This is a genomic window from Candidatus Pelagibacter sp. PS_17, from assembly GCF_059417945.1.
On record NZ_CM182073.1, the window covers coordinates 811832 to 837463 of the forward strand.

Genomic DNA, 25632 nt, shown 5'->3' on the forward strand with positions numbered 1-25632 from the left:
AATTTTAATCCTTAAGGATATATCTAGATGTAATTAAAATAAAGCAACTTGCAATAAGAATAAGCAGTAATGATGGGGCCGCTGCAGCTTCAAGTAAATCTTGGGAAGCATAAATGTATGCTTTTGTTGCAAAGGTTTCAAAATTAAATGGTCTCATAATTAGAGTAATGGGTAATTCCTTAATTATCTCTATAGTTAACAAAATACCTATTAATAAAACAGAATTCTTTAAATAAGGAACATGAATATTTTTAAATGTTTTAAGTTTTGAATAACCAAGAAGATAAGCACTTTCATCTATAGAATAATTAATCTTTAGGTAGCCAGATTTAATTCCATTATTTGCTAAGGAATAAAATCTTATAAAGTAAACTAAAATCAGACCAAAAATTGATCCAATAAAAATAGGTTTAATCGTTTCTGTTCCAAGATAATTAATCATATTTAGATCTAACCATGAAATAAATGTTATAAAAGCAACTGCTAAAATAATTCCAGGTATTGCATATCCAGAAATAGAAAATGTATTTAATGATTCTAAAAATTTACTTTTTGAAACTCTGTTTCCATAGTTTGAAATAAAGGCTAATAATATTAATAAGCAACACGATAAAAAAACTAACAACATTGTATTTGAGAATAATTCAATTAAATTTAAATCTAAAAAGTGTTTTGGAAAAATAATTGTCCAATATAACATTTGAAAAACTGGAAATAAAAAGCTTAAGAAAAATACTAACGTACAAAATAAAAACGCTAAAATTGATTTATAATTATATAAATGAACTACAGATTTTGATTTAAACCCTCCTTTTGATGATGTGTGATATTGAGCTTTTTTTCTAGATAGATTTTCTATAACAAAAAGTCCAAGTATAAAAATTAACAAGTAAGATGATAACCTGTTTGCTAAAGTAAGATCGTCAAAAGATATCCATGCATTATAAATACCTGTTGTTAAAGTCGACACTCCAAAAAATGAAACAGAACCAAAATCTGATAAGGTCTCCATCGCAACCAACGAAAGGCCAGCAACTATTGCAGGTCTTGCTGAAGGTAAGATTATCTTAAAAAATGATTTTTGCTTAGAAAAGCCAAGGTTTTTACCAAGTTCTATTAAGTTTTGTGACTGATAATGAAATGATGCTCTAGTTAATACGTAAATATAACCAAATAACGAAAATGATATTGAAATTATTGCGCCTAACATTCCATCAAACTTTGGAATATGAGCGTTGTAATTTCCCTCGCCCAATAAGTTTTTTAAAATTGAAAAAGCCGTTCCATAGTTTTCAAAAAAAGCAGTTAATGAATATGCATAAATATAGGCTGGTACTGCAAAAGATAGGATTAAAGCCCATTTAAAGAAATTAACACCAGGAAATTTATAAAATGAAACTAAATAAGCACAACCAACTCCTATAATAAAAGTTAAGGTTAAAACACCTGTCAAAAGTATTAATGAATTATAAATATAATCTAAAAGAAAAGTATTTTTTAAAACTGTTACATAGCCTCCAGTTGTTTCAAAGAAACTACTGAATACAGTTATAATGGGTACAGCTACAATTATGGATATGACAAAAGAACTAAAATACCAAATGTTAATCTTATTACCCATTTTTTAACAACGCACTAATAACATCAAGCAGGGTAATTAACTTAATATTAAAAGCGCGCTGTGTTATAACCTCTTTATTTCCACTTCGCGTTAAGCATTATCTCTAATGCGATAGCTTGATTTTTTCCGTAATTAGCTACTTTAGTTTTAAGGTCTTGTTTAAAATTAAACCCCATTTGTGTAATTAATCCATGAGGCTCAACACCTTCAATCATTGGATATTCATACGTATTATTAACAATATGTTGTTGAGCATCTTTAGTTAATAAAAACTCTAACAGTTTAATTGCGTTATCTTTATTTGGAGCATATTTTAATATTCCACCTCCACTAATATTCATATGTGTTCCTCTATCACCCTGATTTGGGAAAAATGGTAATACTTTTTTTGCAGCCTCTTGTTGCTCTGCACCTTTACTACCAGAAAGCATAAGTGCGTAATAATAAGTATTTGCAACAGCAATATCAGCTTCGCCAGCTGCTACAGCTAAAATCTGAGCTCTATCATTTCCCTTTGAGTCTCTAGCCATATTCTTAACCAAATTTTCTGCCCAAATAGTAGTTCTCTCTTTTCCATTATTATCTATTAATGAAGCTACTAGAGATTGATTATAAATATTATTAGATTGTCTTATAACAATTCTACCTTTCCACTTAGGATCAGCAAGACCTTCATAAGTCAATCCATTAAGATCATTGTCACTTACTCTCTCTGGAGAGTAATAAATTATTCGTGCTCTTTTAGCTATTCCTGTCCAATTTTTAGATCTAAAGTTTGCCGGTACTGCAGATTTAATTGCTGGCGACATAGAGTTTTGAAACATCCCTTTTAAATCGAAAAGTCCTAACTTTCCAGCATCAGCTGTAATATAAAGATCAGCTTTTGAATCTTTTCCTTCTTCTATAATTCTTTTTTGAAGAGATTTATCTTTGCCGGATATGACATTCACTTTAATTCCAGTTTGAGATGTAAATTTATTGTAAAGCTGGATATCTGAATCGTAATGTCTTGCACTAAAAACATTAACTTCATTAGCTAATGTCATGCTTTTAAAAAAACTCAAGGTTAATATAATAAGTATAATTTTTTTCATTTTTTCCTTTATTTTTTACCCTTGATTAGTTTAGAATGCTTATTATTAACATTGCGAATGATTATCAATCGCATTTATTGACGCATTTTACAACGATTAATTACGTTAATATCAGGATAAGCAAATTACTAAGAAAAGACATGAATACAAGGAACCCTATAAAGAAATTACAGTACATTATTGAAACAGTGCGGTTTCTAACTCTTCTTTTTCTTACAAAAGGCTTGTCATCAAGATCTGAAACGTCTCTTTCCCCAATTACTTGATAATCATATGACCAACGCCATATAGAGCTACCAAAACGTTCATCTTGATTATTGTAGAATATTATCCAAGCAACAATATATCTATGAGAAAAATAAAGAATAATTAAAAGTAAACTACTTATAAGCATCCAAATATTTAATCACATTTAGAAAGCTTATTAAAGAATAATTAAAACTGTTCAGATTCTGTGGAGCCTGCCATAGCTGTTGTAGAGCTTTTTCCACTACTTATAGTATTTGAAACTGCATCAAAGTAAGAAGTTCCTACTTCTCTTTGATGTTTAACACTTGTGTAACCATCCTTCTCTCTAGCAAATTCAAGCTCTTGGATTTTAGAATAAGCAGTCATGCCTTCTGTTTTATACTTTTCTGCAAGTTCAAAAATTGCAATATTTTGCGTATGAAATCCTGCAAGCGTAATGAACTGAAACTTATAACCCATCTCACTAATTTTTTGTTGAAATGTTGAGATCTCAGCATCTGATAAATGCTTTTTCCAATTGAACGAGGGTGAACAGTTGTAAGCTAATAATTTACCAGGAAACTTTTCATGAATTGCATCGGCAAACTTTTTTGCTTCTTCAAGGTTTGGCGTTGCAGTTTCACACCAAATTAAATCTGAATAAGGTGCGTAAGCTAAACCTCTTGAGATAGCCTGCTCAATTCCATGCTTAACATAATAAAAACCTTCAGGAGATCTTTCTCCAGTTAAAAATGGTTTATCATTTTCATCAAAATCATTTGTAATTAATTTTGCAGCATTTGCATCTGTTCTTGCTAAAATTATTAAAGGTACCTCTGCAATATCTGCAGCAAGTCTTGCAGCTTTTAAATTTTTAATCATTGTACTAGTTGGAACTAAAACTTTTCCACCCATATGGCCACATTTTTTTTCGCTAGCTAATTGATCTTCAAAGTGAACTCCAGCCGCACCTGCTTTAATAAATTTTTTTGCTAATTCAAAAACATTTAATGGACCACCAAAACCTGCTTCACCATCTGCAATAATAGGCAACATATAATCTGTTCTATCATTTGATTTCATTTCACCATCTTGTAATTCCATATGCTGAATTTGATCTGCTCTAATTAATGCATTATTCATCGACTCAACTAATTTTGGCGCACTATCATATGGATATAAGGATTGATCTGGATACATTTCACCAGCCGTATTTGCATCAGCTGCTACTTGCCATCCACTTAAATAAATTGCTTTTAATCCAGCTTTTGCATGTTGAATAGCATGGTTTCCCGATAGAGATCCCAATGTATTAATATAATTTTCTGAATTTAACAAATCCCATAATTTTTTGGATTGGTGTTTACACATAGAGTATTCAATTTTAAATGAACCTCTTAATCTCTCAACCTCTTCTGGGGTATAATCTCTTTTAATTCCTGCAAATCTTTTTAAATCGTATGAGATGTTCTCAGCACTCATTTAGTCCTTTACTGTTATGTTGTGAAAATATTTTAAGTGAACGAATTAATTACTGTCGTTGATTTGATCAACTAAAGCATCCATTCCACTTGAGCCCCAATCACAGTGATCATCTCTCATATAAATGCCTTTTGCATTATATTGAGAAATGTCTTCTTCTCTTATGATTTGAGCTTCATTTTCAGTATTTTTAATTTTATCGTCCATGTAAACTTTATAATTTACTAAATTTACAAATTCCAACAAAATCGTTAAAAACCTTGTAAAACAACATAATTTATTGTAAATTAAAATTTACAAAATTTACAAATAACTTATATGAGTCAATTAGATATTAAAATAGGTCCAAAAATAAAAGCTTTTAGAAGGCAATTAGGACTGCAAGCTAATAAACTTTCAGAGGATCTAGGAATTTCTCCAAGCTATTTGAATTTAATTGAAAGTGGAAAAAGAAAAATAGATGGAGATTTATTACTTAAGGTTTGTGAAAAATTAAATATTCAACTTTCAGACTTAACTTCAAAATCAGATATTAATTTAGAAAATACAATTTCAGAAATTTTAGATGATAAATTATTTGAAGACTTAGATATTCTTGGTCCTGAAGTTAAAGACCTTGTTGGCACAAACCCAAAGATCGGTAGAGCCCTTGTTAGATTAGGAGATATTCTTAAAAAGAAAGATCACGAACTAATTGATAAAATAGAAAAAATTTCAGGTAAGATAGTGGATAATAGAAAAAACTCTTTTCCTGGCGAAGTAATATCTGATTTTCTTCAACAGCATAAAAACTATTTTCCAAAATTAGAAGAATTTGCAAATAAAGTTTTTGATAAAATTCAAAAAAATAATAGAACTCGATATATTGCGTTATGTGAGTATTTAAATAAAGAATATTCAATTACAGTAAAAGATATTTTACCTGAAGAAGGAAAGCCTTTTTCTAAAATCTATAATAAGAGCAAAAAAGAACTTTTGTTAAGTGATTATAGTTCCCTAGAAACAAAAAAACTTCATGCAGCAGCTCAGATAGCTCAAGAAGGAGCAATGAAAGATATTGATATTTATTTATCAAAATTTTCTTTTCCATCAGATGAGTCTAAAAAATTAACTAAAGTTGCATTATTGAATTATTGTGGTGCTGCAATTTTAATGCCTTACAAGCCCTTTCATGCTGAATGTAAAAAATTAAAATATGACTTGGAACTTTTACAAAATACATTTGCAACTTCTTTTGAGCAAGTTGCTCACCGTGTAACATGTTTACAAGACCCAAAATTACCTGGAATTCCTTTTCACATGTTAAGAGTTGATATGGCTGGAAATATTTCAAAAAGATTTTCATTATCAGGAATTGATATACCAAGATATGGTGGTGCATGTCCTAGATGGAATGTTTATTCAGCCTTCACAAGACCCGGTGTTATTCAAGCAGCAGTTAGTAAAATGACTAATGGTGAAAAATATGTGTGTATTGCAAGAACAGTTGAAAAAGGTGTCGGACGATTTGGTCAATCAAAAAGTATTTTATCAATTGGACTAGGTTGTGACGCAAAGTATGCAAAAGATTTTGTGTACACTGAAAACATTAATGTAAGTGATAAAACTACAGAAATTCCCATTGGTGTATCTTGCAGAACTTGTGATAGATTGGATTGTCCACAAAGAGCGTTTCCACCTTTACACAAAAAATTTGATGTAGATATCAATTCTAGAGGTGTTTCAGTTTATGTTAATGATAAGTCTAGTTAATTAAGACTTCCAATCACCAATTTTACTAAACAAAAAGTTCCTAAAAGCGGTTATTCTTGCTGTGTTTTTAAGTGATTGAGGATAGACAAAGTGAGCCTCTGTTATAGGTCCTTCCGAACTAGGAAGTACTTTTATTATATTATTTGAATTTGAAACTAAATACTCTGGAAGTGCTGCAAGACCTACACCAGCTTCAACTGCTAAAAGTAAACCCATAACACTATTAACTTTCATTACTGGTTTTCTTTTTTTACCATCTTTAATTCCAAGTTTTAAAGCCCAATCTGGATCATAGACAGGAGATGGTGCTCCTTTTCCAAATGAAATGAATTTATGTTTATTAAGGTCTGAAATAGTTTTAGGCATCCCATGTTTTTCTAAATATTTATTAGAACCATAAATATAATATTTTAAATCCACTAATTTTTTTTGAATATAATTAAGCTGCTTAGGTCTTCTCATGAAAATACCTATATCTGCCTGTCTCGTACTTAAATCTAACTCCCTATCTTCAAAAATTAATTCAATTTCTATTTCAGGATTTAAAGTCATAAATTCTTGAATACGAGGTGTTAACCAGTGGGTACCAAAACTTCTAACTGTTGTAATGGTTAATTTACCAGTTGGTTTATTTTTTTGATCTCCCAAAGTAGATTCAACTTCTTTTAATTTACTAATTACATCATGAGCTGTTTTAAATAAATATTCACCATTTTCAGTTAATGTAAGACCTCTTGCGTGTCTTTCAAAGAGTTGTACTTTAAGATCTTGTTCTAAAGATTGAATTTGTCTGCTAATTGCTGACTGACTTAAGTTTAGGTTTATTGTTGCGTTAGTAAAGCTTCCCGCTTCTGCAACTGCGTGAAATATTTTTAATTTATCCCAATCCATTATTTATTAAGGTCAACAATATATCGTCCTGATGTTTCACCTTTTAACATTTTCGGATATATGTCTATTAAATCTTCTAAGCTTACTGTTTTAATTGATTTTTCTAATTGTTCGAAATCAATTAGACTTTTAACTTCACCCCAAACAAACTCTCTTCTTTTAATCGATGCTGTAACAGAATTAATTCCCCAAAGTTTAACCCCTCTAATAATAAAAGGCATAACTGTTGTATTTAATTTATAATCAGAGGCGTTTCCACAGGCTGCAACAATTCCATTGTCTCTTGTTTGTGCAAGCGCATTAGCAAGTATCTTTCCACCAACAGTATCAACAACACCGTCCCATAAACCTTTGTCTAATGGTCTAGCGTCTTTATCTAAATCTGCTTTATTTATTATATTTTTAGCGCCTAATGATCTTAAATATTTTTCATTTTCTGCCTTTCCAGTAACAGCTGTAACATCATAACCAAATTTATTTAAAATCATCACTGCAATACTTCCAACACCACCGGATGCACCAGTAACTAAAACATCTTTTACTTTTTCACCTAACAAAAGTTCTTCTCTAGCTTTGATTGCAAAAGAACATAACAATGCTGTTAATCCAGCAGTCCCTAAGATCATTGCTTGTTTAGATGAGATATCTTTTGGTTTTTTAACTAAGTAATCTCCATTAACTTTAGCAAACTGAGAATAGCCACCAAAGTAAATTTCGCCAACTCTCCAACCTGTAAGGATTACTTCATCCCCTTTTATAAATTTAGAATTATCACTTTCTAAAACAGTGCCTGCGAAATCAATTCCTGGGATATGTGGAAATTCTTTTACTAATTTTGCCCCATTATTTAAAATAAGTGCATCTTTATAGTTTAAGTCTGAATAATCTACTTGAACAAGTACATCACCATGTTTTAAAAATGATTTATCTATTGATTTTACTTCTCGTGTAAAATTTTCACCTTCTTGATTAAGAACTAGTGCTTTAAAATTATCCGACATGCTTTTCTCCCTTAGGAAGGTTACTTACTAATAAATCTTAAATATCTATTCTGAATACTTAAATCTTTTTTAAATTCTCCTAAGAAATAATTTGTAACTGTTGTTGCATTTTCTTTTTTAATGCCTCTCATTGTCATACATTGGTGTGCTGCATCAATTGTAACAGCAACTCCTTTTGCATCTAATGAATTCATTAAAGCTTGAGCAACCTGCATTGTTAATCTTTCTTGTGTCTGTAATCTTTTTGAAAAAACTTCTACTACTCTTGCAAGTTTACTTAAACCTACAACTCTTTCATTTGGAATATAAGCAACATGTGCTGTACCAACTATTGGTGCCATATGATGTTCACAATGACTTGATACTGAAATATTTTTTTCAACAACCATGTCATCATAACCTTCAACATCGCCGAAAGTTTTCTCTAAAATTTTTTCAGCATCTTCAGTGTATCCACCAAAATATTCTTTAAATGCTTTAACAACTCTTTTGGGAGTTTCTAATAACCCTTCTCTACTAGGGTCTTCACCCATCCAAGTTAAAATAGTTTTAAAAGCCTCTTCAGCTTCTTTGTCAGAAACTTTTTTGGTATCTAAAATCTTGCTATCTGTGTCTTCGACTAATTTCATAAGGCAACTTTATACAGTAAATCATTGTTTTTAAAATATTTAATATATCTAACAATATGCTACATAATTACCTAATTATGTTTAAAAAAAGAGAAAATATAGTTGAAATCGAAGAGGGCAAACTCCTTTCACCAAAATTTGATAATGATGGATTAATTCCAGTTATTACAATGTGTTCAAAAACTAAAGATGTTTTGATGCATGGTTACATGAATGTTGAAGCTTTTAAAAAAACCATTGAGACTAAAGAAGCTCATTATTTTAGTAGATCTAGACAGCAAATTTGGCACAAAGGCAAAACTAGTGGCTTTACTCAAAAAGTAACTGAAATTAGAATTGATGATGATCAAGACTCAGTTTGGTTAACTGTCGATATTGGTGATGGTTCAAGTTGTCATGTTGGTTATCGATCATGTTTTTATAGATCAATTCCACTGGGACCAATTGAAAATGGTAGAGAAGTTGAAATGAAATTTGAAGAAAAAGAAAAATCTTTTGATCCTGAGGTTGTCTATAAAGGTCAACCCAATCCTACAAAAATTTAATGCAAGAAAAACAAAAGAATGTTCTAGGTGAGGATCTAGAAGAATGCTCTAACGATCCTTTAACAGGGTGGTATAGAGATGGCTGTTGTAGTACAGATGAAAATGATCACGGCGTTCATACGGTTTGTGCAAAAGTTACAACAGAATTTTTAGAGTGGTGTAAAGAAGCTGGGAATGATTTAATAACTCCTCATCCTGAATTTGGGTTTCCAGGTCTAAAAGCTGGAGATGGTTGGTGTGTATGTGCTAGTTGGTATGCAAGAGCTGCTGATGCTGGAAAACCATGCCCTGTTTATTTAAAAAGAACACATGAAAAAACTTTAAAACTTGTTTCAATGGAGGTTTTAAAGAAAAATGCTATTGATTTATCTTAATTAATTTAATTATCTTTCATTAAACTTAAATTATAAATACTTGTAGAAAATTTAGATAAGTTGTTTAGGGTATTTTTTTGTACGTCTAATATTTTTTTTTGGTGAACTCCTGTTATAGAATAATGTTTTTTACTATCTATTGTTAAAAATTTTTGTTTTAATAATATATTTAATTTTCTAATAACTGTAGCTCTTGGGATACCTGTAATATCTGAGATAGACATTGCGTTAACACCTACTTCATCCTTTTGCTCAGCAAAGAAGTACTTTTCTAAGTAAAATTCTTTATTCATTTCACTATTATCATTTTTTTTTGAGTGCAAAGCGTGATTGACTAAACAAATGCCATGAATATGAAAGGATTCTAGATCGCCATAAACTTTTTTATATCCTAATAACATAGGCATTTGCATTTCATAATAAAGTTTCCAAACAAATGAAAAATATTCCTTGCTTGTTTCTGTTAAACGTTCACTGCTGAATGGTTCTGATATTATCCCTTCTTCAACACATATATTTGAAAGAGTTGATAAAAATCTCGTCATTCTTTTTATTGTTTCTTCAGGTTTAATGCTTGGCCAAGTGTTTCTATCAATTATAATCTTTCTATTTACTCTTTTTATTACACCGATTTCTTCTAATTCATTAATTTTTCTTCTAGTAGTTTCTTTTGGTATATTAAGTGATTTGGATATCTCTATTACATTTATTGTTTCTATTTCAACCTCATTTTGATCAAAATACTCCTCATAATTTAACTTCACAAAATTCTTTGAATAAGCTTCAAATGTGTTCATTAATAAATGCATAATGATCATAAATTTTTCATAATCATGAAAAGTTCTGTAAACATTATTAACCCAAGCTAATTGTAGTGGTACCCAAACAGGCATTATCGAAACAAAGTTTTTCTCAATTACTTCTAGTATATCCTCACTGTGGATTTGCTTTGATATTTCAGGTAATAATTTCTTCATAAAATTATATTTCCACCCAAAATGGACATGATTTAAGCAAGAGTCAACCCAAAATGAACATCTAGTGATTTGTGTTGTTTGTATTTTGATGGTTTATTATCTACATGAGTGCTGAAAAAATAAGTTCTACAGAGTTAAATGATCTTCCTCCTTTAGCAACCCCTGAAAAGAGTGAGGAAGTTTCATCATCTGGAAGAGTAGATATTAATATTCTTTTAAATAGAGCTAGAAAAGAAAAAGAAAAAGAAAATCTAACAAACCTAGTTTTTGTTGGATTAACGTCTTGCTTAATTATTGTTGCCGGTATTATCTTATCCTTTTAACTACATATTTCCATATTTAGGCCCACCACTTCCTTCGGGTGTTACCCAAGTAATATTTTGAGAAGGTTCTTTAATATCACAAGTTTTGCAATGAATACAATTTTGAGAATTTATAACAAATTTATTTACACCATTTTCATTTTGAACTTCATAAACGCCTGCGGGGCAATATCTTTGAGCAGGTTCATCAAATTTTTCTAAAGTATAATTTATCGGTAAGTTCGGATCTTTTAATTGTAAGTGTACAGGTTGATTATCAGTGTGATTGGTTCCTGTTAAATAAACAGAACTTGTTTTATCAAATGTAATCACATTATCTGGTTTAGGGTAATCAATTTTTGGCATTTCATTTGCTGGTTTTAATGTTTCATGGTCAGCATGCTTATGTCTTAAGGTAAAAGGTAATTTTCCTCTAAATAATATTTGATCAATTCCTGTAAATATTATTCCAAGAATTAAACCCCAGCTAAAACTTGGTTTAACATTTCGAGCTTGGTGGAGCTCCTCATAAATCCAACTTTTTTTAAATTTATCCTCATAAATTGATAAATCTTTATTTTCTTTTAAATGTTCGTTTATTGTTTCTGCAGCAATCATTCCACTTTTCATTGCAGTATGTGATCCTTTAATCTTAGGCATATTCAAAGTTCCCGCATCACAACCAATTAATAAAGCTCCAGGCATAAACATTTTTGGTAAACTCTGAAGTCCACCTTCAATTAAAGCTCTTGCTCCATATGAAATACGTTTTCCACCTTCAATTATCTTTTTAATTGCAGGGTGAGTTTTAAATCTTTGAAATTCATCAAACGGTGAAAGATGTGGGTTTTTATAATCAAGACCAATTACATATCCTAAAAAAACTTGTTTGTTTTCTGCATGATACATAAAGCTGCCACCATAAGTATTGTTATCGAGTGGCCAACCTGCGGTATGCATAACCATTCCCTCTTCATGATTTTTTTCACTGATTTCCCAAATTTCTTTAAACCCAATTCCATATTGTTGAGGATCTTTACCTTCTGATAAATTATATTTTTCTATTAATTGTTTTCCAAGATGTCCTCTACATCCTTCTGCAAACACAGTAACTTTTCCTAACAGTTCTATGCCTGGTTCAAAGCCATCTTTTTTATTTCCATTTTTATCGACTCCCATGTCTTGAGTTGCAACTCCCTTAACAGATCCATCTTCATTGTATAAAATTTCACTTGCGGGAAAACCTGGAAATATTTCAACACCTAAAGCTTCTGCTTGTTCTGCTAGCCATCTACATAGATTTGCTAAACTAATTATGTAATTATTATGATTTTGCTGAACCGATGGCAGCAGCCATGTTGGCCAGCTTAATGATTTAGATTTTCCTAAAAATAAGAATTTTTCTTTAGAAACCTTAGTTTTTATAGGTGAATTAAGTTCTTTCCAGTTTGGTAATAACTCATCTAATGCTCTAGTTTCAAAAACATTGCCACTTAAAATATGAGCTCCTATTTCGGATGCTTTTTCTAGTAGGCAAATATTTAATTCTGGATCTAATTGTTTGAGTTTAATAGCAGTCGATAGTCCTGATGGGCCACCACCAACAATTACCACGTCATACTCCATTGCTTCTCTAGGCATATGGTAATTTTTTATATTATTTGTTATTTTTGTATAGTGTTTAATTTATTCAATTCTTCTAGGAATTGAGGAAGGGCTTCAAACAAATCAGCTTCTAAACCGTAATCAGCAACACTAAAAATAGGTGCCTCTCCATCTTTGTTTATTGCGACAATAATTTTACTTTCTTTCATACCAGCTAAATGTTGAATTGCTCCAGAAATACCAACTGCAATATATAGATCTGGCACTACAACTTTACCCGTTTGACCAACTTGATGTTCGTTACTTATGTAACCTGCATCAACAGCTGCACGCGAAGCTCCTATTGCAGCATTTAATTTATCTGCAATATCAGTAATTAATTTAAAATTGTCACCATTTTGCATACCTCTTCCACCTGAGATCACAATTCTTGCAGTTCCAAGTTCTGGTCTATCTGATTTAACTTCTTCTCTTTTAATAAATTTAGATAACGTAAACTCTTTTACCGAATCCATTTTTTCAATGGGTGCTGATCCACCTGAAGTTTCACAAGGTTCAAATGAAGTTGGTCTAATAGTTACACATTTTTTTGCATCAGTGCTTTTTACAGTTGCAAATGCATTTCCCGCATAAATAGGTCTGATAAATGTATCTGGAGATACCACTTTGATTATGTCACTAACTTGTGATGTGTCCATTAAAGCTGCTATTCTTGGCATTAAGTTTTTACCAAATGTATTAGCCGAACTAATTACATGGGAATAATTTTCAGAAACTTTAACAATCAATGGCGCAAAATTTTCCGGTAGAAAATTTTCGTAATGAGTGGCTTCAACTTGTATTACTTTTTTAACCAAGGGTATTTCAGATAAAACTTTTGCAACATCAGAGCAATTGTTTCCTATTAGTAATGCATGAACATCGCCATCAATTTGAGAGGCAGCTGTAATAGCGTTAAGAGTAAATGGTCTTAATTCTTTATTGTTATGTTCAACAATTAATAAAATTGACATTATATAACTTTCGCCTCATTTTTAAGCTTTTGCACAAGTTCAGCTACACTTGATACTTTAATTCCAGCTTTTCTTTTTGGTGGCTCTTCAACTTTAATTTGTTGAACTCTTGGTGTTGCATCAACACCTAAATCTGCAGCCGTCATTTGATCTATTGGTTTCTTCTTAGCTTTCATAATATTTGGTAGAGATGCATAACGCGGTTCATTTAATCTTAAATCACAAGTAACTACCGCTGGAACGTTAACTTCAATAGTTTCTAAGCCTTCATCAATTTCTCTAATTATTTCTAATTTATTGTCTTTAATGTCAATTTTTGATGCAAAAGTTGCTTGAGGCCAGTTCAATAAAGCACTCAACATTTGTCCTGTTTGGTTGCAATCATCATCAATTGCTTGTTTACCCATAAATACTAGATCAGGTTTTTCTTTATCAACAATTTTTTGTAATATTTTAGCTACTGCTAAGGGTTCGACTACGCCATCTACTTTAACATGAATTCCTCGATCAGCACCAACAGCTAATGCTTTTCTAACTGTTTCTTGTGCTTTTTCTTCACCAATAGTAACCGCAACTATTTCAGTTGCTTTACCTGCTTCTTTAATTTTTACAGCCTCTTCAATTGCATTATCATCAGGTGGGTTGGTTGACATCTTAACATTATCCTTAACAATTCCTGTGCCATCTTCTTTAACTCTGATTTGAACATTGTAATCAATAACTCTTTTTACAGCGACTAATATTTTCATTATGCTCTTAATAAGTTGTTTTCAGGATCATATGGGCTTTCTTCTAAAATTGTACAATCGTACATTTTACCAAGAATATCAATTTTCAATTTTTGCCCTGGTGTCGCAATCTCTGGTTTGACCATTCCTAATGCGATTGATTTTCCAAGTCTAAATCCAAAATCTCCACCAGTTGCACGTCCTATAACTTTTTCATTATCATAAATTGGATTATTCCCTAAAACATCTGCATCCTCTATATTGTGAACTTCCAAGGTAACCAATTGATTTGAAAATCCTTTTTCTCTCCATTTATTCAAAGCATCCAATCCTATAAAATTTCCTTTGTTGGGATGAACAAATCTATCTAACCCAGATTCGTAAGGTGAATATTCAATTGATAATTCTGTGCCAACAAGTTTATAAGATTTTTCAAGTCTCAAACTATTCATTGCTCTAATTCCATAAGGCTTAAGACCTAAATCTTTTCCAGCTTCCATTAATCTATCAAAGATGTGATTTTGATATTCAATTGGATGATGCAATTCCCAGCCAAGCTCACCTACAAAGTTTACTCTCATAGCGTTAACTGGTGCATTACCAACATCAATATTTTTTGCACTCAACCATTTAAAATTTTCATTTGAAAAATCATCTCTTGAAACTCTTTTCATTAGTTCTCTAGCTTTAGGACCAGATACAACTAGAACTCCCATACTGTTTGTTAAATTTTCAAATTGAACACTACCATCAGTTGGCATCCACTTTTGAATCCAGTCATGATCTAATCTTTGGTTTGCTCCTGCAGAAACTAAATAGTAACTTCCATCAGCTTCTTTCATGATTGTAAATTCAGAGTGCACTCCACCCTTAGTATTAAGTGCATGACATAATCCAATTCTTCCAATTTTTTTAGGAAGTTTGTTTGCAACTAAATAATCTAAAAACTCTTCAGCACCAGGTCCTTTAATTCTACATTTAGCAAATGCCGTCATATCTAAAAGACCAACATTCTCTTTTACATTTTTGCATTCTTGCTCAATTGCTTTAAACCATTTTGATCTTCTAAATGACCAATCATCTTTTTGCTCCATCCCATCGATTGCGAAGAAGTTAGGTCTTTCCCAACCAAATTTTTGACCAAATACTGCACCTAATGCTTTCATTCTGTCATAACAAGGTGATGTTCTTAATTCTCTAGCAGCCTCTCTTTCTTCATCTGGGTAGTGAACTTTAAATACATGATTGTAAGCTTCTTCATTTTTTTCTTTTAAATAAGATTTTGTTGCATAATCACCAAACCTTCTTGGTTCAACTCCAAGCATATCTATTGTTGGCTCACCATCAATTATCCATTCTGCAAGTTGCCAACCCGCTCCTCCTGCTGCAGTTATTCCAAAACTGTGTCCTTCATTAATCCAAAAATTTTTCAATCCCCATGCAGGTCCAACAATTGGGTTTCCATCTGGTGTATAACAAATTGCACCATTATAAACTTTCTTAACTCCAACTTCTCCAAAAGCTGGTACACGATGAATAGCTCCTTCTATATGCGGTGCTAATCTATCTAAATCTTCTTGAAATAGTTCATACTCTGAATCTTTTGATGGCCCATCAACATAACAAGCTGGCGCACCATCTTCGTATGGTCCTAATATTAATCCACCTGCTTCTTCTCTCATATACCATCTGCTGTCGCTATCTCTTAAAACTCCCATTTCAGGTAAGCCATCTTTTTTTCTTTTTACGATATCTGGATGAGGTTCTGTTACAATATATTGGTGTTCAACTGGTATTACTGGAATATCTAATCCAACCATTTTTCCAGTTTGTCTAGCAAAGTTTCCAGAACAAGAAATTACATGTTCGCATTCAATAGCACCTTTATCTGTTTCAACAATCCAGCCATCTTTAGTTTGTTTCATTCCAACTACAGCTGTGTTTCTATAAATCTCTGCACCTAAATTTCTAGCACCTGTTGCCATTGCTTGTGTTAAGTCAGCTGGCTGAATGTATCCATCTTCAGGGTGTTGGATTGCTCCAAGTAAATCTTCTGTACGGCACAATGGCCAAATTTCTTTTACTTGATCTGGTGTTAAAAATTTTACATCCACACCAATTGTTTGAGCAACACCTGCATATTGATGATACTCATCCATTCTATCTTTAGTGCTTGCTAAACGAATATTTGATACGACACTAAAACCAACATTTTGTCCTGTCTCTTCTTCTAATTTTTTATAAAGATCCACTGCATACTTATGAAGCTGTCCAACCGAATAACTCATATTAAATAATGGAAGTAGACCTGCTGCATGCCAAGTAGATCCAGATGTTAATTCTTTTCTCTCAATTAAAACAACATCAGACCAGCCTTTTTTTGCTAAGTGATAAAGAGCACTAACTCCTACTACACCACCACCAACTACAACAACTTTAGCTTTAGATTTCATTAACACGATTCCTACTAAATTTTCATTACGAACGAAACAAAATTCGTTTACCCTCTAAATTAAATTGAAGATCCTAGGGGCATTGGAGCGGACACCATTGTGGTCAACCAGCAGTCTTTGAAGGGACCATCTATTTTATACTTTTCAACCTGCCATTTAAATTTGTAATAGGATTTGTCTTTTCCAAGAACACTAACTTCAAACAAGGCTACTGAATTGTTAAGGTTTTCTTGAACAATTTCATGATCTAAATGATCTAATAATATTTTATATGACTTGCCCTTCAGCATGGTCTTAAATCTATCTAAAGGTCCTGTGCTTTTTCTATTACTAGGATGAGCAAATTCCCAGGTTTGTTCAATGCCATTATCTATAGTGGGAGAGTTGTTTTTTTGTAAACTTTTCAACTGAATTTCCACAACCTGGTATGGCTCAATATTACTATTAGGCTTTATTAATTCTGCTTGTGAAATTGTAAGACTTAGAAAGTAAATTAATAAGGTTTTATATATTATTTGCTGTCTTTTTAACGTCCTCAAGAAATTCTTTTCGTTTTTCATCTGTTACAAACGGTACTGCAAAATATCTTCTGTATACAATATTATAAATGCCACACATATGAAACACACCTCTTTTTAGCCTTCTAATAGGTAAATTTAAAAAAAATGTTGTAACCGCTAACCTTGGGGATCCATAGGTACAAAAGATTATAGCTTTTTTATCTTTTAAGTTTCCCATTGGATAACCATAATTTCCAACTAATTTTTTAAATGTGTAAGCCCATGGGGGTGACAAAACTTTATCTATCCAGCCTTCTACAATAGCTGGCATTCTAAAGTTCCAAATAGGTGCAATTAGAACAATAATATCACATTTCTCAATACGTCTTCTATGATCTAGAACGTCTTCTCCAGCTTGTTCACCTGCAAAAACTGGATTGAATTTATCTTTATATAAATCTACACAATCAACTGTATTACCGTTTTTTTCTGCTGTTTTAATAAATGTATCTCTAATAGCTGCATTAAAAGACTTTTCATTATAGTGCCCGTATAAAAGAAATATTTTTTTCATTACATTAAGGGTGTATAGACTAGAAAAATTAAAAATCTATGAAAAATTTTTACGTAGTTGCTGGTATTCATAAAGATCCAAATAAAATTGAAACTATCATTAAAGATACAGAAAAAAAATTTGGACCTTTTGAGGAGATTGAAGCTAATAATTTAGCTAAGAGTTTAATTCAAAAAAATATAGATGATTTTTATCATCGTGCTTGGATTGTTAAATCTAATAATTTAACCAAATAAAACCCAACAAACATAAAAATTACAAAGCTTACAGAATTTAAATTTAATAAAGCCAGTGAGGCTATTGCAGGTCCTGGACATAATCCAGCTAAGCCCCAGCCTGCACCAAAAAGTGATGAACCTATAATTAATTTCTTATTTAGTTCTTTATTATTTGAATAAGAAAATTTATCAGCAAAAATTGGTTTCTTATTATTTTTAAATAAATAAAAAAATGGTGAGGATATTATTAAAGCTCCAATCATAACAAATGCTAATGATGGGTCCCATTCTCCAAAAATATTTAAAAAACCTAAGACTTTAGCGGGATCTATCATCTGTGAAACAGTAAGACCTATTCCAAAAATTATTCCACAAATTAAAGATATAATCTTATTCATATTAAATTTTTTACCAAAACAGTTAAAATTCCAACAATCATAAATGTTACTGTTGCAATAATTGATCTTAAAGAAAATCTTCCAATACCACTGATGCCGTGTCCACTAGTACAGCCACCACCTATTCTTGTACCAGCTCCAACCAATAAGCCTGCAATTGCTAATAAATAAAATGAGTTTGAAATTGTGATATTGATTTCCTGTTGAGTAAATATTTTATAAACAATAGGTCCGATAATTAATCCAATTAAAAATAAAAAATTATCAAATCTATTATCTTTTGAAGTTAAAAAATTACTGGCAATTCCACTTATTCCAATTAATCGACCATTAAATACAAAAAAAATAATTACTGCTAAACCAATTAAGGATCCACCTAGAAATGCAGAGATTGGAGTAAAATTAACTATATTCATTTAACTTTGTAATACTGGAAAAGCAGGGTTTATATTTAAAAAAAGCTTTTGATATTCCATCTTTGTACATCTATTTTCAATATACTCAATATCATTACTCTCCACTAATTCTTTAGCATCAATGCTTCTAATTCCAAGTTGTAACCAAAGAACTTTAGCTCCAATTTTAACACTCTCTTCAGCATACTTGTTAGCTTCAGATGATGGTCTAAATACATCTACGATATCAATAGGTATATTAATATCTTCAAGTTTTTCAAAAACCTCTTCTCCTAAAATCTTTTGACCTTTGGCACTTGGATTAACTGGAATAACTTTAAAACCATATTTTTGCATATACTTCATCACTATTGTTGATGGCTTTTTATCATCTTTACTAACACCCACCATCGCTATTGTTTTATACTTTGAGAGAATTTCTTTTATTTTATCGTTCACTACTTATGTTTCCACTTAGGTTTTCTCTTTTGTAGAAACGCTGATATGCCTTCTTTAGCATCCATTGCCATCATATTTTTAGTCATCATTTTACTAGTGTATGCGTAAGCTTTTCTCAATGGCATTTCTAATTGATTATAAAAAGTTTGTTTTCCAATTTTAATTGTAAGACTTGATTTTGAAGCAATAGTTTTAGCAACTTTTAACACTTCATTGTTTAATTTTGATTTAGAAAAATGATTGTTAATTAGTCCAATTTCTTTTGCGTAATCTGCTTTAATAGGCTCTCCCGTTAACAGCATATGCATCATTCTTTTTCTATTAACCTTTCTACTAACAGCAACCATCGGCGTGCTGCAAAATAAACCGATATTTACACCTGGTGTTGCAAAAATTGCATCATTAGAACTATAAGCTAGATCACAGCTTGCAACTAACTGACAACCTGCTGCAAATGCTGCTCCATGAACTTTTGCAATAACTGGCTTTTTTCCTTCAACTATTTGAAGCATCAACTTTGAACAAAGATTAAAAAGTTTTTGATATTTTTCTCTTTTCTTTAATCCACTTACTTCTTTTAAATTGTGACCCGCACTAAAACCTTTTCCAGACCCTTCAATAATTATTACCTTAATATTTTTGTCTTCATCTAATTTTTTAAAAGCTTTAATTAAATCTCCTAAATTTTTTAATGAAAGAGCGTTATATGTTTTTGGTTCATTAATGATGATTGAGGCAATATCTTTATTTAAAAGTTTAATTTTAATATTACTTAAGTTTGCCATCTTCTCTCATTTTGGCTCTAATTTTTGTTGCAGAGATTTGTTGAATTTCTTCTGACAAAACAACTTCTTCTATTTTGTAACCAACTCCTCTTCCATAACAAATATTAGTAATATTAGGAACCATCATTATTTTAAATCTTCCTTCAAATTCTGGGTTTAACTTTTCTTCAATATTTTTTTTAACTGTGTCAAAATCAAATGGATTATCGTCAACACCTTGAACATCTCTTATTTGAATGCAAACTTGTCCCGTTTTTTTAATAATTTCTTGAAATAAAGCGTAGTGACCATCATGAAATGGTTGCCATCTGCCAAGCATTTGTGCTGTTGGTTTTTTATTATCCCATTCGTAAGCCATTATTTTATCTCCTTTACTATTATTGGTGCCCAATGTTTAGCATCTTGAGTTGTAACCTGACAATCAAATTTTTCAGGCTTTACAAACATCTTGTTAGTATCGTCAAAACGTCCTTCTTTTATTGTATTTACCCAAACTATATAATCTGCAGGAAACAAGTTTCTTGCCTCCGGTGTTGGGCAAACAAAGTCTGCTACAACATAATTTCCATCATCTTTTAATTTTTTTGCAAAATCTGCCATTCTACTTGCTTGTCTTGTTCTGCCTTCTTCTGAAAAATCCCAATCATTAGCTTCTTTTCTAACTTCATCAGCATTAAGTCTTTTAGCATTTAGTAATGGAGCAATTTCATTGGCTAAAGTTGTTTTGCCAGATCCTGGAAGACCCATAATTAATATTATTTTCATTTTAAACTAAGTTTGTTGCAACCCATTTATGAAATTCATGTGTAGGGTTATCCATTATCGGTGAAAAATTCCCACCATTATATACTGGTGAATTTCTACCTTCTTGCATACCCTCAATAGCTTTTATATCCTCAATCATTACTTCTTTCCAAAATTCTGAATTTTTTTTTCTCATCTCAGCAAACTCAGATCCATTTGCACTATCATCACCAACATAATACATCATTAAATGCTCTTTAGTTTCACTAATAGATTTAGGTTCTAACCAAAAAACATAAAAATGGTCTACATGAAGACCAATCATTACGTTTGGAAATAAAGCAATATACTCAGCTTTGCTGGATAAGTCTTTAGGCCAATTTGGAAAATTATTGAAACTTTGATTTCCTTTAACAGGTTGATCATATTTATTTGTTCCTTGGCCAGCAAATCTATTTGGTAAACCTTGAATATGGTAATGATCACTAATATTTGAAACTTTATTTAATTCAGGATGTATCCAAGGCAAGTGATAACTTTCACAGTAATTCTCTATTGCAAACTTCCAATTACACTTAACATCAAGACTGAAGTATCCATGATCTTTTGAGTGCTTAAGTAATTTTTGATCTTCCTTAGATATAAATTTTGACCATCTTTCTTCAAGAGGCTTGATATATTCATCAAACTCTAATTCATTACTATTTATATTGACAAATATTATATCCATCCAAATTTTGGTTTTAACCTCTTTTAAATTGCTCGATGATTTATCGAATTTTTCTGTCTCATGAACATTTAAGCCTCCTATGTGAGGTGTCGCAACCAACTTTCCATCAAAATCGTAGGACCAGGAGTGGTATGGACATCTTAAGACATTTTTCAAAGCACAAGGCTCATCTAAAAGCTTGAAGCCTCTATGGCTGCAGACATTGTGAAATACCCTTATTTTTTTCTCTTTATCTCTTAAAATAATAAGAGGGATGCCTAGTAAATTATAAGGTTGAGCATCTCCTACATTTGGCACAGAACTTCCAACGCCAATCACCGTCCATTTATCCCTGAAAATCCTCTCTCTTTCAATGCTTAGATAGTCAGAGCTAGTGTAGCACTCGTTTGGTAGGCCATGGGCTTTCTCGATGGGGTTCCCAACCACTCTAATTTTTTCCAAGTCCAAGATTTTTGAAAGTTGAAGATTTTTAAGATTTTCAGACATTAAAAAAAATTATCACCAGCACAATTTTTGGCAACAAATATTTTATCCACAAGATGAATTTCTTTGACAGCATATACAAAAAAGATAATCATCAGGAAAAATGAATTTTTCACTTGAGGTTGGACCTCAAACAGATCTTAATACACTGCCTCCCGTTAAGGATGTTTATGTAACTATGCTTCCAGGAGGAGACTATAAAGAGACAGCTAACCAAACAGCGGCGTTAGTTAAAAAAGGATTTAATCCAGTTCCACATTTTCCAGCACGATCAATTACGGATGATGCTCAGCTTAAAGATTACATTGTAAGATGTAAAGATGTGGGTGCTAAACAAGCTTTAGTTATTGGAGGAAGTAGAGAGCCAGTTGGAAAATTTGATAGTTCAATTCAAATTTTAGAAACAGGATTTTTTGATGGAATTAAAATAGGAATAGCAGGACATCCAGAGGGAAGTCAGGATATTTCTGATAAAGAATTAGAAAAGGCTATGATAGATAAAAAACCTTACGCCGACTATATAGTGACCCAGTGGTTATTAGAGAGTCAACCTATCGTAGATTTCATTTCTAAGCAGTCAGTACCAGTGCATGTAGGAATTACTGGGCCAATGAAAATAACTAGCTTAATTAAATTTGCTAATATTGTCGGGGCGAAAAATTCTATAAATTTTCTTAAGTCTAATTTTAGTAAGGCATTAGATTTATTGAAACCTAAAGACCCTAATGAATTAATTGGGAAAGTGAAAGAGTTTACTGGTAACTTCCACATTTATACATTCGGCGGCTTGAAGGAAACAAACAAGTGGTTGAAGGAGAACGGTTATGTCTAATGAATTTGACTATACTAAACTAAATCATGTAACTTCAGTTGATCAATCAGATCGTGAAGTACCATACAACTTAAGACAGAGTGGGCCTACAAAAGTTGAAATGTTAATTTCAACAAGAGTAAGAAAATCTCCGTATTGGCATTTATCAATGCAAGCAGGTTGTTGGAGAGCAACTGTATACAATCGTATTTATCACCCAAGAGGATATGTAAAGCCCGAAGATGGTGGAGCGATGGTTGAGTATGAAGCAATTAAAAATCACGTTACAATGTGGAACGTTGCTGTTGAAAGACAAATTAGAGTTAAAGGTCCGGATGCAGAAAAGTTTACTGACTACGTTATAACTAGAGATGCAACTAAAATCTCACCCATGAGAGCAAGATATGTAATTCTATGTAATGCTTATGGTGGCGTTTTAAATGATCCTATTCTTCTTAGAATTTCAAAAGATGAATTTTGGTTCTCTCTATCAGACTCTGATATTGGAATGTATCTTCAAGGTGTTAACGCTGATGGAAGATTTGATTGTACTATTGAGGAAATTGATGTTTGCCCAGTGCAAATTCAAGGACCTAAATCAAAAGCTTTAATGAAGGATCTTATTGGAGATCAAGTGGATCTAGATAACATGCCTTTCTATGGTTTAGCTGAAGCAAAAGTTGGTGGTAGAAGTTGTGTTATTTCACAATCTGGTTTCTCAGGTGAAGCTGGATATGAAATCTACTTAAGAGAAGCAACTAAATATGCTGACGATATGTGGAATGCTGTTCTTGAAGCTGGAAAAAAACATAGCCTAATGGTTATAGCCCCTGCTCACCACAGAAGAATTCAAGCTGGAATTCTTTCTTGGGGACAAGATATGGATCATCAACACAATCCTTTCCAGTGTAACCTTGGTTACCAAGTATCACTATCAGGTAAAGGCGAGTGGAATAAAAAAGCTGACTATGTTGGAAAAGCTGCATTAGAGAAAATGGGTGCAGATCTTAAGGCTGGTCAAAAACCTTATAAACTTCAGTTAGTAGGTCTTGAGTTGGGTGGAAAACCAATTGAAGAATATGCTCCTGACTTTTGGTTAGTGTCACCTGAGAGTGGTGGAGATCCTGTAGGATTTATCACATCACCTTGGTATCACCCTGAAAAAGGTCAAAATATAGCAATGGGATATGTGCCATTTGATGGAACATTAAATGCTAATGGTTTCCCTAAAGGTAAAGTTGGAACTAAGTACAAAGTTCACTTACCTGCTAAATATTCTGACACACCAGGAACGCCTGTTGATGCTGTGGTAGTGGATATTCCATTTACAGAATCGTTTAACGCAAACACAAGAGAAGTCGTTAAAGGTTAAATTAATTATTTGGGGGAGGTTAATTCTCCCCCACTAATAATGACAAAATCATTCCTAATCGTAATTTGCATAATAATAATAATTGCTTTAATACTCTTTCCACTATTTGTTTCTTATAAAGCGCAGAAAAATAGTAAAAAAAATAAATAATGTTTGGTCAATTTTTAAATATAGTTGTTCGGTCTATTAAATTAGATAAATCTCTTTACAAAGATAATAAGAACTTTGGTGAAGCTGCAATATATTTTGCAGGCCTTATCATGATACTAGACGGGTTAGCAGGAGCTGTTGCAGCAAACACTGTTATTAAAACTGCTGTTGCAATGTCTGGTTTAACTGCCATTCTTACTTGGTTTGTATGGGGACTATTTATTTATGTGATCGGTGTAAAATTATTTCCAGATAAAGATACTAAAGTTTCATTTAAAAAAGTTTTAACAGCTGTCGGGTTTGCTCATGCACCAGGGCTTTTAAGATTTTTTGCTGTAACACCAGATTTAATGATCCCAATTATATTTTTAACTCAGTTCTGGATATTTGCTGGATTAATCATTTCAACAAAACAAGTTTTAAATCTAAAGTCTAATTTTAAATCATTTGGAATAGTCTTTTTAGCTTTTTTAATAATTGCTTTTCTTTCAATATCTTTTGTAATGAGCAAAATGAATGCTTTGCCTATAAGCAATATCAGTTAAATTGGAAATATAGTTTTTGAAAGCTTACAAGAATTGCAGGTTTTAAATCCTGTTAAAATTAAATTTTGAGAAACACTTGGGTCTTCTTTTTTACACTCTTCACAAAAATTATCTAATTGAAGAACTTCTTCATCATTATTATCTTGATCATTAAAGTCTTTAGTCATTATCAGTAAGGCCAGCTCCTGCTCCACCTTGTTTTAAGCTTTCATTTTCTTCAACAAACGTTTCTTCTGAAAGCTTATAAAGCTCATTCCATTCTTTTTCTTCAAACGAGTCTCTGTTTTCTAAAACTTTTAAATAAATATTTTCAGCAGATTCAATAATTTCGTTTTTAGTGTAATTAGAATAAATATTATTATTAAAGTTTAATAAAAACTCCCTGTCATCCATTTTTAAGAATATTCTTTTACCGATTACCTCAGCTGCTCTACTTACAAATGGTAGGAAAAGTAATGGATATGAGACTTTTTTAAACGTTATCTCATTTAAAGTTTCTAGAGTTTTAATCTGATCTAAAAAATTTACCCCTGCGATTATTGGGCAATATTCATTTTTACCAGCCTCATTGTCTTGCTTTATGATGCTGATATTCTCTAACCTTATTTCTTTTTTTTTCTTAAAAAAACTATTTAAGTTTTTAATTCCAGGTAAACTAAAAATTTCGAGTAGTCTTATATTTTTTCCAATCTCTTCTGCAATCCCCCATGAATATCCTGCAGCTCTACTTGATCTTTTAGAAACTGTATCTATTTCGCTTAATGATCTCATGT

31 protein-coding genes are annotated in these 25632 nt (G+C 31.7%); 8 read left to right on the plus strand and 23 right to left on the minus strand.

The window, feature by feature from the left end; translation table 11 throughout:
• Nucleotides 1–4 precede the first annotated feature (4 nt).
• The 4 genes from AC5SML_RS04390 to AC5SML_RS04405 form a co-directional block, all read right to left on the minus strand.
• Entirely contained in the window at nucleotides 5–1621 is a 1617-nt protein-coding gene (locus AC5SML_RS04390; protein ID WP_494616912.1) for an ABC transporter permease, read from the minus strand.
• A gap of 74 nt (nucleotides 1622–1695) precedes the next feature.
• Nucleotides 1696–2715, minus strand: a complete 1020-nt coding sequence (locus tag AC5SML_RS04395; protein WP_011282242.1) for a Fe(3+) ABC transporter substrate-binding protein — start codon at nucleotides 2713–2715, stop codon at nucleotides 1696–1698.
• Between the two features lie 435 nt (nucleotides 2716–3150).
• On the minus strand, nucleotides 3151–4425 hold the full coding sequence (gene aceA, locus AC5SML_RS04400) for an isocitrate lyase (protein ID WP_494616914.1): 1275 nt from the start codon (nucleotides 4423–4425) through the stop codon (nucleotides 3151–3153).
• A gap of 45 nt (nucleotides 4426–4470) precedes the next feature.
• Complete coding sequence (locus AC5SML_RS04405; RefSeq protein WP_006996654.1) at nucleotides 4471–4632, minus strand: hypothetical protein; 162 nt, start codon at nucleotides 4630–4632, stop codon at nucleotides 4471–4473.
• A gap of 111 nt (nucleotides 4633–4743) precedes the next feature.
• Here AC5SML_RS04405 and AC5SML_RS04410 point away from each other — a divergent pair, with 111 nt between their 5' ends.
• On the plus strand, nucleotides 4744–6177 hold the full coding sequence (locus tag AC5SML_RS04410) for a helix-turn-helix domain-containing protein (protein WP_006996653.1): 1434 nt from the start codon (nucleotides 4744–4746) through the stop codon (nucleotides 6175–6177).
• Here AC5SML_RS04410 and AC5SML_RS04415 read toward each other — a convergent pair whose 3' ends face one another.
• The 3 genes from AC5SML_RS04415 to folE are packed head-to-tail and all read right to left on the minus strand — an operon-like array spanning nucleotide 6178 to nucleotide 8698.
• Nucleotides 6178–7068: a LysR family transcriptional regulator gene (locus AC5SML_RS04415; RefSeq protein ID WP_011282246.1), complete on the minus strand. Its 891-nt coding sequence runs from the start codon at nucleotides 7066–7068 to the stop codon at nucleotides 6178–6180.
• Complete coding sequence (locus tag AC5SML_RS04420) at nucleotides 7068–8069, minus strand: oxidoreductase (RefSeq protein ID WP_494573870.1); 1002 nt, start codon at nucleotides 8067–8069, stop codon at nucleotides 7068–7070. Before AC5SML_RS04420 ends, AC5SML_RS04415 begins: the two co-directional genes overlap by 1 nt.
• Before the next feature lie 20 nt (nucleotides 8070–8089).
• Nucleotides 8090–8698 carry a GTP cyclohydrolase I FolE gene (folE, locus tag AC5SML_RS04425; protein WP_006996650.1) on the minus strand — a complete coding sequence of 203 codons (609 nt, stop codon included), beginning with the start codon at nucleotides 8696–8698 and terminating at the stop codon, nucleotides 8090–8092.
• 77 nt (nucleotides 8699–8775) lie between these two features.
• Between folE and hisI the strand changes: the two genes are divergently transcribed.
• Complete coding sequence (hisI, locus tag AC5SML_RS04430; RefSeq protein ID WP_027307052.1) at nucleotides 8776–9243, plus strand: phosphoribosyl-AMP cyclohydrolase; 468 nt, start codon at nucleotides 8776–8778, stop codon at nucleotides 9241–9243.
• Nucleotides 9243–9617, plus strand: coding sequence for a DUF2237 family protein (locus AC5SML_RS04435; protein ID WP_494616915.1), 375 nt, complete (start codon nucleotides 9243–9245; stop codon nucleotides 9615–9617). Before hisI ends, AC5SML_RS04435 begins: the two co-directional genes overlap by 1 nt.
• Nucleotides 9618–9622: 5 nt before the next feature.
• On the opposite strand, the gene AC5SML_RS04440 is transcribed toward AC5SML_RS04435, so the two are convergent.
• Nucleotides 9623–10594 (minus strand): hypothetical protein, encoded by a 972-nt coding sequence (locus AC5SML_RS04440; protein WP_494616917.1) that lies wholly within the window; start codon nucleotides 10592–10594, stop codon nucleotides 9623–9625.
• Nucleotides 10595–10698: 104 nt separating this feature from the next.
• Between AC5SML_RS04440 and AC5SML_RS04445 the strand changes: the two genes are divergently transcribed.
• Nucleotides 10699–10917 (plus strand): hypothetical protein, encoded by a 219-nt coding sequence (locus AC5SML_RS04445; protein WP_494587151.1) that lies wholly within the window; start codon nucleotides 10699–10701, stop codon nucleotides 10915–10917.
• Here the strand turns inward: AC5SML_RS04445 and AC5SML_RS04450 are convergent, their stop codons facing one another.
• From AC5SML_RS04450 to AC5SML_RS04475, 6 genes are read right to left on the minus strand one after another with little or no spacing between them, the layout of a single operon-like run.
• Complete coding sequence (locus AC5SML_RS04450; RefSeq protein WP_018414289.1) at nucleotides 10918–12537, minus strand: electron transfer flavoprotein-ubiquinone oxidoreductase; 1620 nt, start codon at nucleotides 12535–12537, stop codon at nucleotides 10918–10920. It abuts the gene before it with no gap.
• 23 nt (nucleotides 12538–12560) lie between these two features.
• Nucleotides 12561–13514 (minus strand): electron transfer flavoprotein subunit alpha/FixB family protein, encoded by a 954-nt coding sequence (locus tag AC5SML_RS04455; RefSeq protein ID WP_011282254.1) that lies wholly within the window; start codon nucleotides 13512–13514, stop codon nucleotides 12561–12563.
• The gene (locus AC5SML_RS04460; protein WP_494616918.1) at nucleotides 13514–14263 is read right to left on the minus strand and encodes an electron transfer flavoprotein subunit beta/FixA family protein; all 750 of its coding nucleotides are present in this window, start codon (nucleotides 14261–14263) and stop codon (nucleotides 13514–13516) included. The genes AC5SML_RS04455 and AC5SML_RS04460 overlap by 1 nt, the downstream gene beginning before the upstream one ends.
• Nucleotides 14263–16695: a GcvT family protein gene (locus AC5SML_RS04465; protein ID WP_011282256.1), complete on the minus strand. Its 2433-nt coding sequence runs from the start codon at nucleotides 16693–16695 to the stop codon at nucleotides 14263–14265. The genes AC5SML_RS04460 and AC5SML_RS04465 overlap by 1 nt, the downstream gene beginning before the upstream one ends.
• Before the next feature lie 59 nt (nucleotides 16696–16754).
• Nucleotides 16755–17255, minus strand: coding sequence for a hypothetical protein (locus AC5SML_RS04470; protein WP_027307056.1), 501 nt, complete (start codon nucleotides 17253–17255; stop codon nucleotides 16755–16757).
• Nucleotides 17200–17769 carry an NAD(P)H-dependent oxidoreductase gene (locus AC5SML_RS04475; protein WP_011282258.1) on the minus strand — a complete coding sequence of 190 codons (570 nt, stop codon included), beginning with the start codon at nucleotides 17767–17769 and terminating at the stop codon, nucleotides 17200–17202. Before AC5SML_RS04475 ends, AC5SML_RS04470 begins: the two co-directional genes overlap by 56 nt.
• A 38-nt stretch (nucleotides 17770–17807) precedes the next feature.
• Between AC5SML_RS04475 and AC5SML_RS04480 the strand changes: the two genes are divergently transcribed.
• A complete protein-coding gene (locus tag AC5SML_RS04480; protein WP_011282259.1) occupies nucleotides 17808–18005 on the plus strand; it encodes a DUF4170 domain-containing protein in 198 nt (65 codons plus the stop codon).
• Here AC5SML_RS04480 and AC5SML_RS04485 read toward each other — a convergent pair.
• From AC5SML_RS04485 to AC5SML_RS04515, 7 genes are read right to left on the minus strand one after another with little or no spacing between them, the layout of a single operon-like run.
• Nucleotides 17963–18385: a DUF6691 family protein gene (locus AC5SML_RS04485; protein WP_494616919.1), complete on the minus strand. Its 423-nt coding sequence runs from the start codon at nucleotides 18383–18385 to the stop codon at nucleotides 17963–17965. The two genes, AC5SML_RS04480 and AC5SML_RS04485, sit on opposite strands and share 43 nt — an antisense overlap.
• Nucleotides 18382–18801 carry a YeeE/YedE family protein gene (locus AC5SML_RS04490; RefSeq protein ID WP_011282261.1) on the minus strand — a complete coding sequence of 140 codons (420 nt, stop codon included), beginning with the start codon at nucleotides 18799–18801 and terminating at the stop codon, nucleotides 18382–18384. The genes AC5SML_RS04485 and AC5SML_RS04490 overlap by 4 nt, the downstream gene beginning before the upstream one ends.
• Nucleotides 18802–19239: a CoA-binding protein gene (locus AC5SML_RS04495; RefSeq protein ID WP_011282262.1), complete on the minus strand. Its 438-nt coding sequence runs from the start codon at nucleotides 19237–19239 to the stop codon at nucleotides 18802–18804. It abuts the gene before it with no gap.
• Complete coding sequence (locus tag AC5SML_RS04500; RefSeq protein ID WP_020169567.1) at nucleotides 19239–20024, minus strand: enoyl-CoA hydratase; 786 nt, start codon at nucleotides 20022–20024, stop codon at nucleotides 19239–19241. Before AC5SML_RS04500 ends, AC5SML_RS04495 begins: the two co-directional genes overlap by 1 nt.
• Entirely contained in the window at nucleotides 20008–20382 is a 375-nt protein-coding gene (locus AC5SML_RS04505; protein ID WP_006998022.1) for a hypothetical protein, read from the minus strand. The genes AC5SML_RS04500 and AC5SML_RS04505 overlap by 17 nt, the downstream gene beginning before the upstream one ends.
• Complete coding sequence (locus tag AC5SML_RS04510; protein WP_020169568.1) at nucleotides 20382–20789, minus strand: P-loop nucleotide/nucleoside kinase family protein; 408 nt, start codon at nucleotides 20787–20789, stop codon at nucleotides 20382–20384. The genes AC5SML_RS04505 and AC5SML_RS04510 overlap by 1 nt, the downstream gene beginning before the upstream one ends.
• A gap of 1 nt (nucleotide 20790) precedes the next feature.
• Nucleotides 20791–21984: an aromatic ring-hydroxylating oxygenase subunit alpha gene (locus tag AC5SML_RS04515; protein WP_494616921.1), complete on the minus strand. Its 1194-nt coding sequence runs from the start codon at nucleotides 21982–21984 to the stop codon at nucleotides 20791–20793.
• A gap of 100 nt (nucleotides 21985–22084) precedes the next feature.
• Between AC5SML_RS04515 and AC5SML_RS04520 the strand changes: the two genes are divergently transcribed.
• From AC5SML_RS04520 to AC5SML_RS04530, 3 genes are all read left to right on the plus strand, one after another.
• Nucleotides 22085–22813, plus strand: a complete 729-nt coding sequence (locus AC5SML_RS04520; RefSeq protein WP_006998018.1) for a methylenetetrahydrofolate reductase — start codon at nucleotides 22085–22087, stop codon at nucleotides 22811–22813.
• Nucleotides 22806–24164, plus strand: coding sequence for a glycine cleavage T C-terminal barrel domain-containing protein (locus tag AC5SML_RS04525; protein ID WP_494587155.1), 1359 nt, complete (start codon nucleotides 22806–22808; stop codon nucleotides 24162–24164). The genes AC5SML_RS04520 and AC5SML_RS04525 overlap by 8 nt, the downstream gene beginning before the upstream one ends.
• 149 nt (nucleotides 24165–24313) lie before the next feature.
• Nucleotides 24314–24859, plus strand: a complete 546-nt coding sequence (locus AC5SML_RS04530) for a hypothetical protein (protein ID WP_006998016.1) — start codon at nucleotides 24314–24316, stop codon at nucleotides 24857–24859.
• Here AC5SML_RS04530 and AC5SML_RS04535 read toward each other — a convergent pair.
• A complete protein-coding gene (locus AC5SML_RS04535) occupies nucleotides 24856–25026 on the minus strand; it encodes a hypothetical protein (RefSeq protein ID WP_011282266.1) in 171 nt (56 codons plus the stop codon). The genes AC5SML_RS04530 and AC5SML_RS04535 overlap by 4 nt on opposite strands.
• The gene (locus AC5SML_RS04540; protein WP_006998014.1) at nucleotides 25019–25630 is read right to left on the minus strand and encodes a DUF3726 domain-containing protein; all 612 of its coding nucleotides are present in this window, start codon (nucleotides 25628–25630) and stop codon (nucleotides 25019–25021) included. Before AC5SML_RS04540 ends, AC5SML_RS04535 begins: the two co-directional genes overlap by 8 nt.
• Nucleotides 25631–25632: the final 2 nt, after the last annotated feature.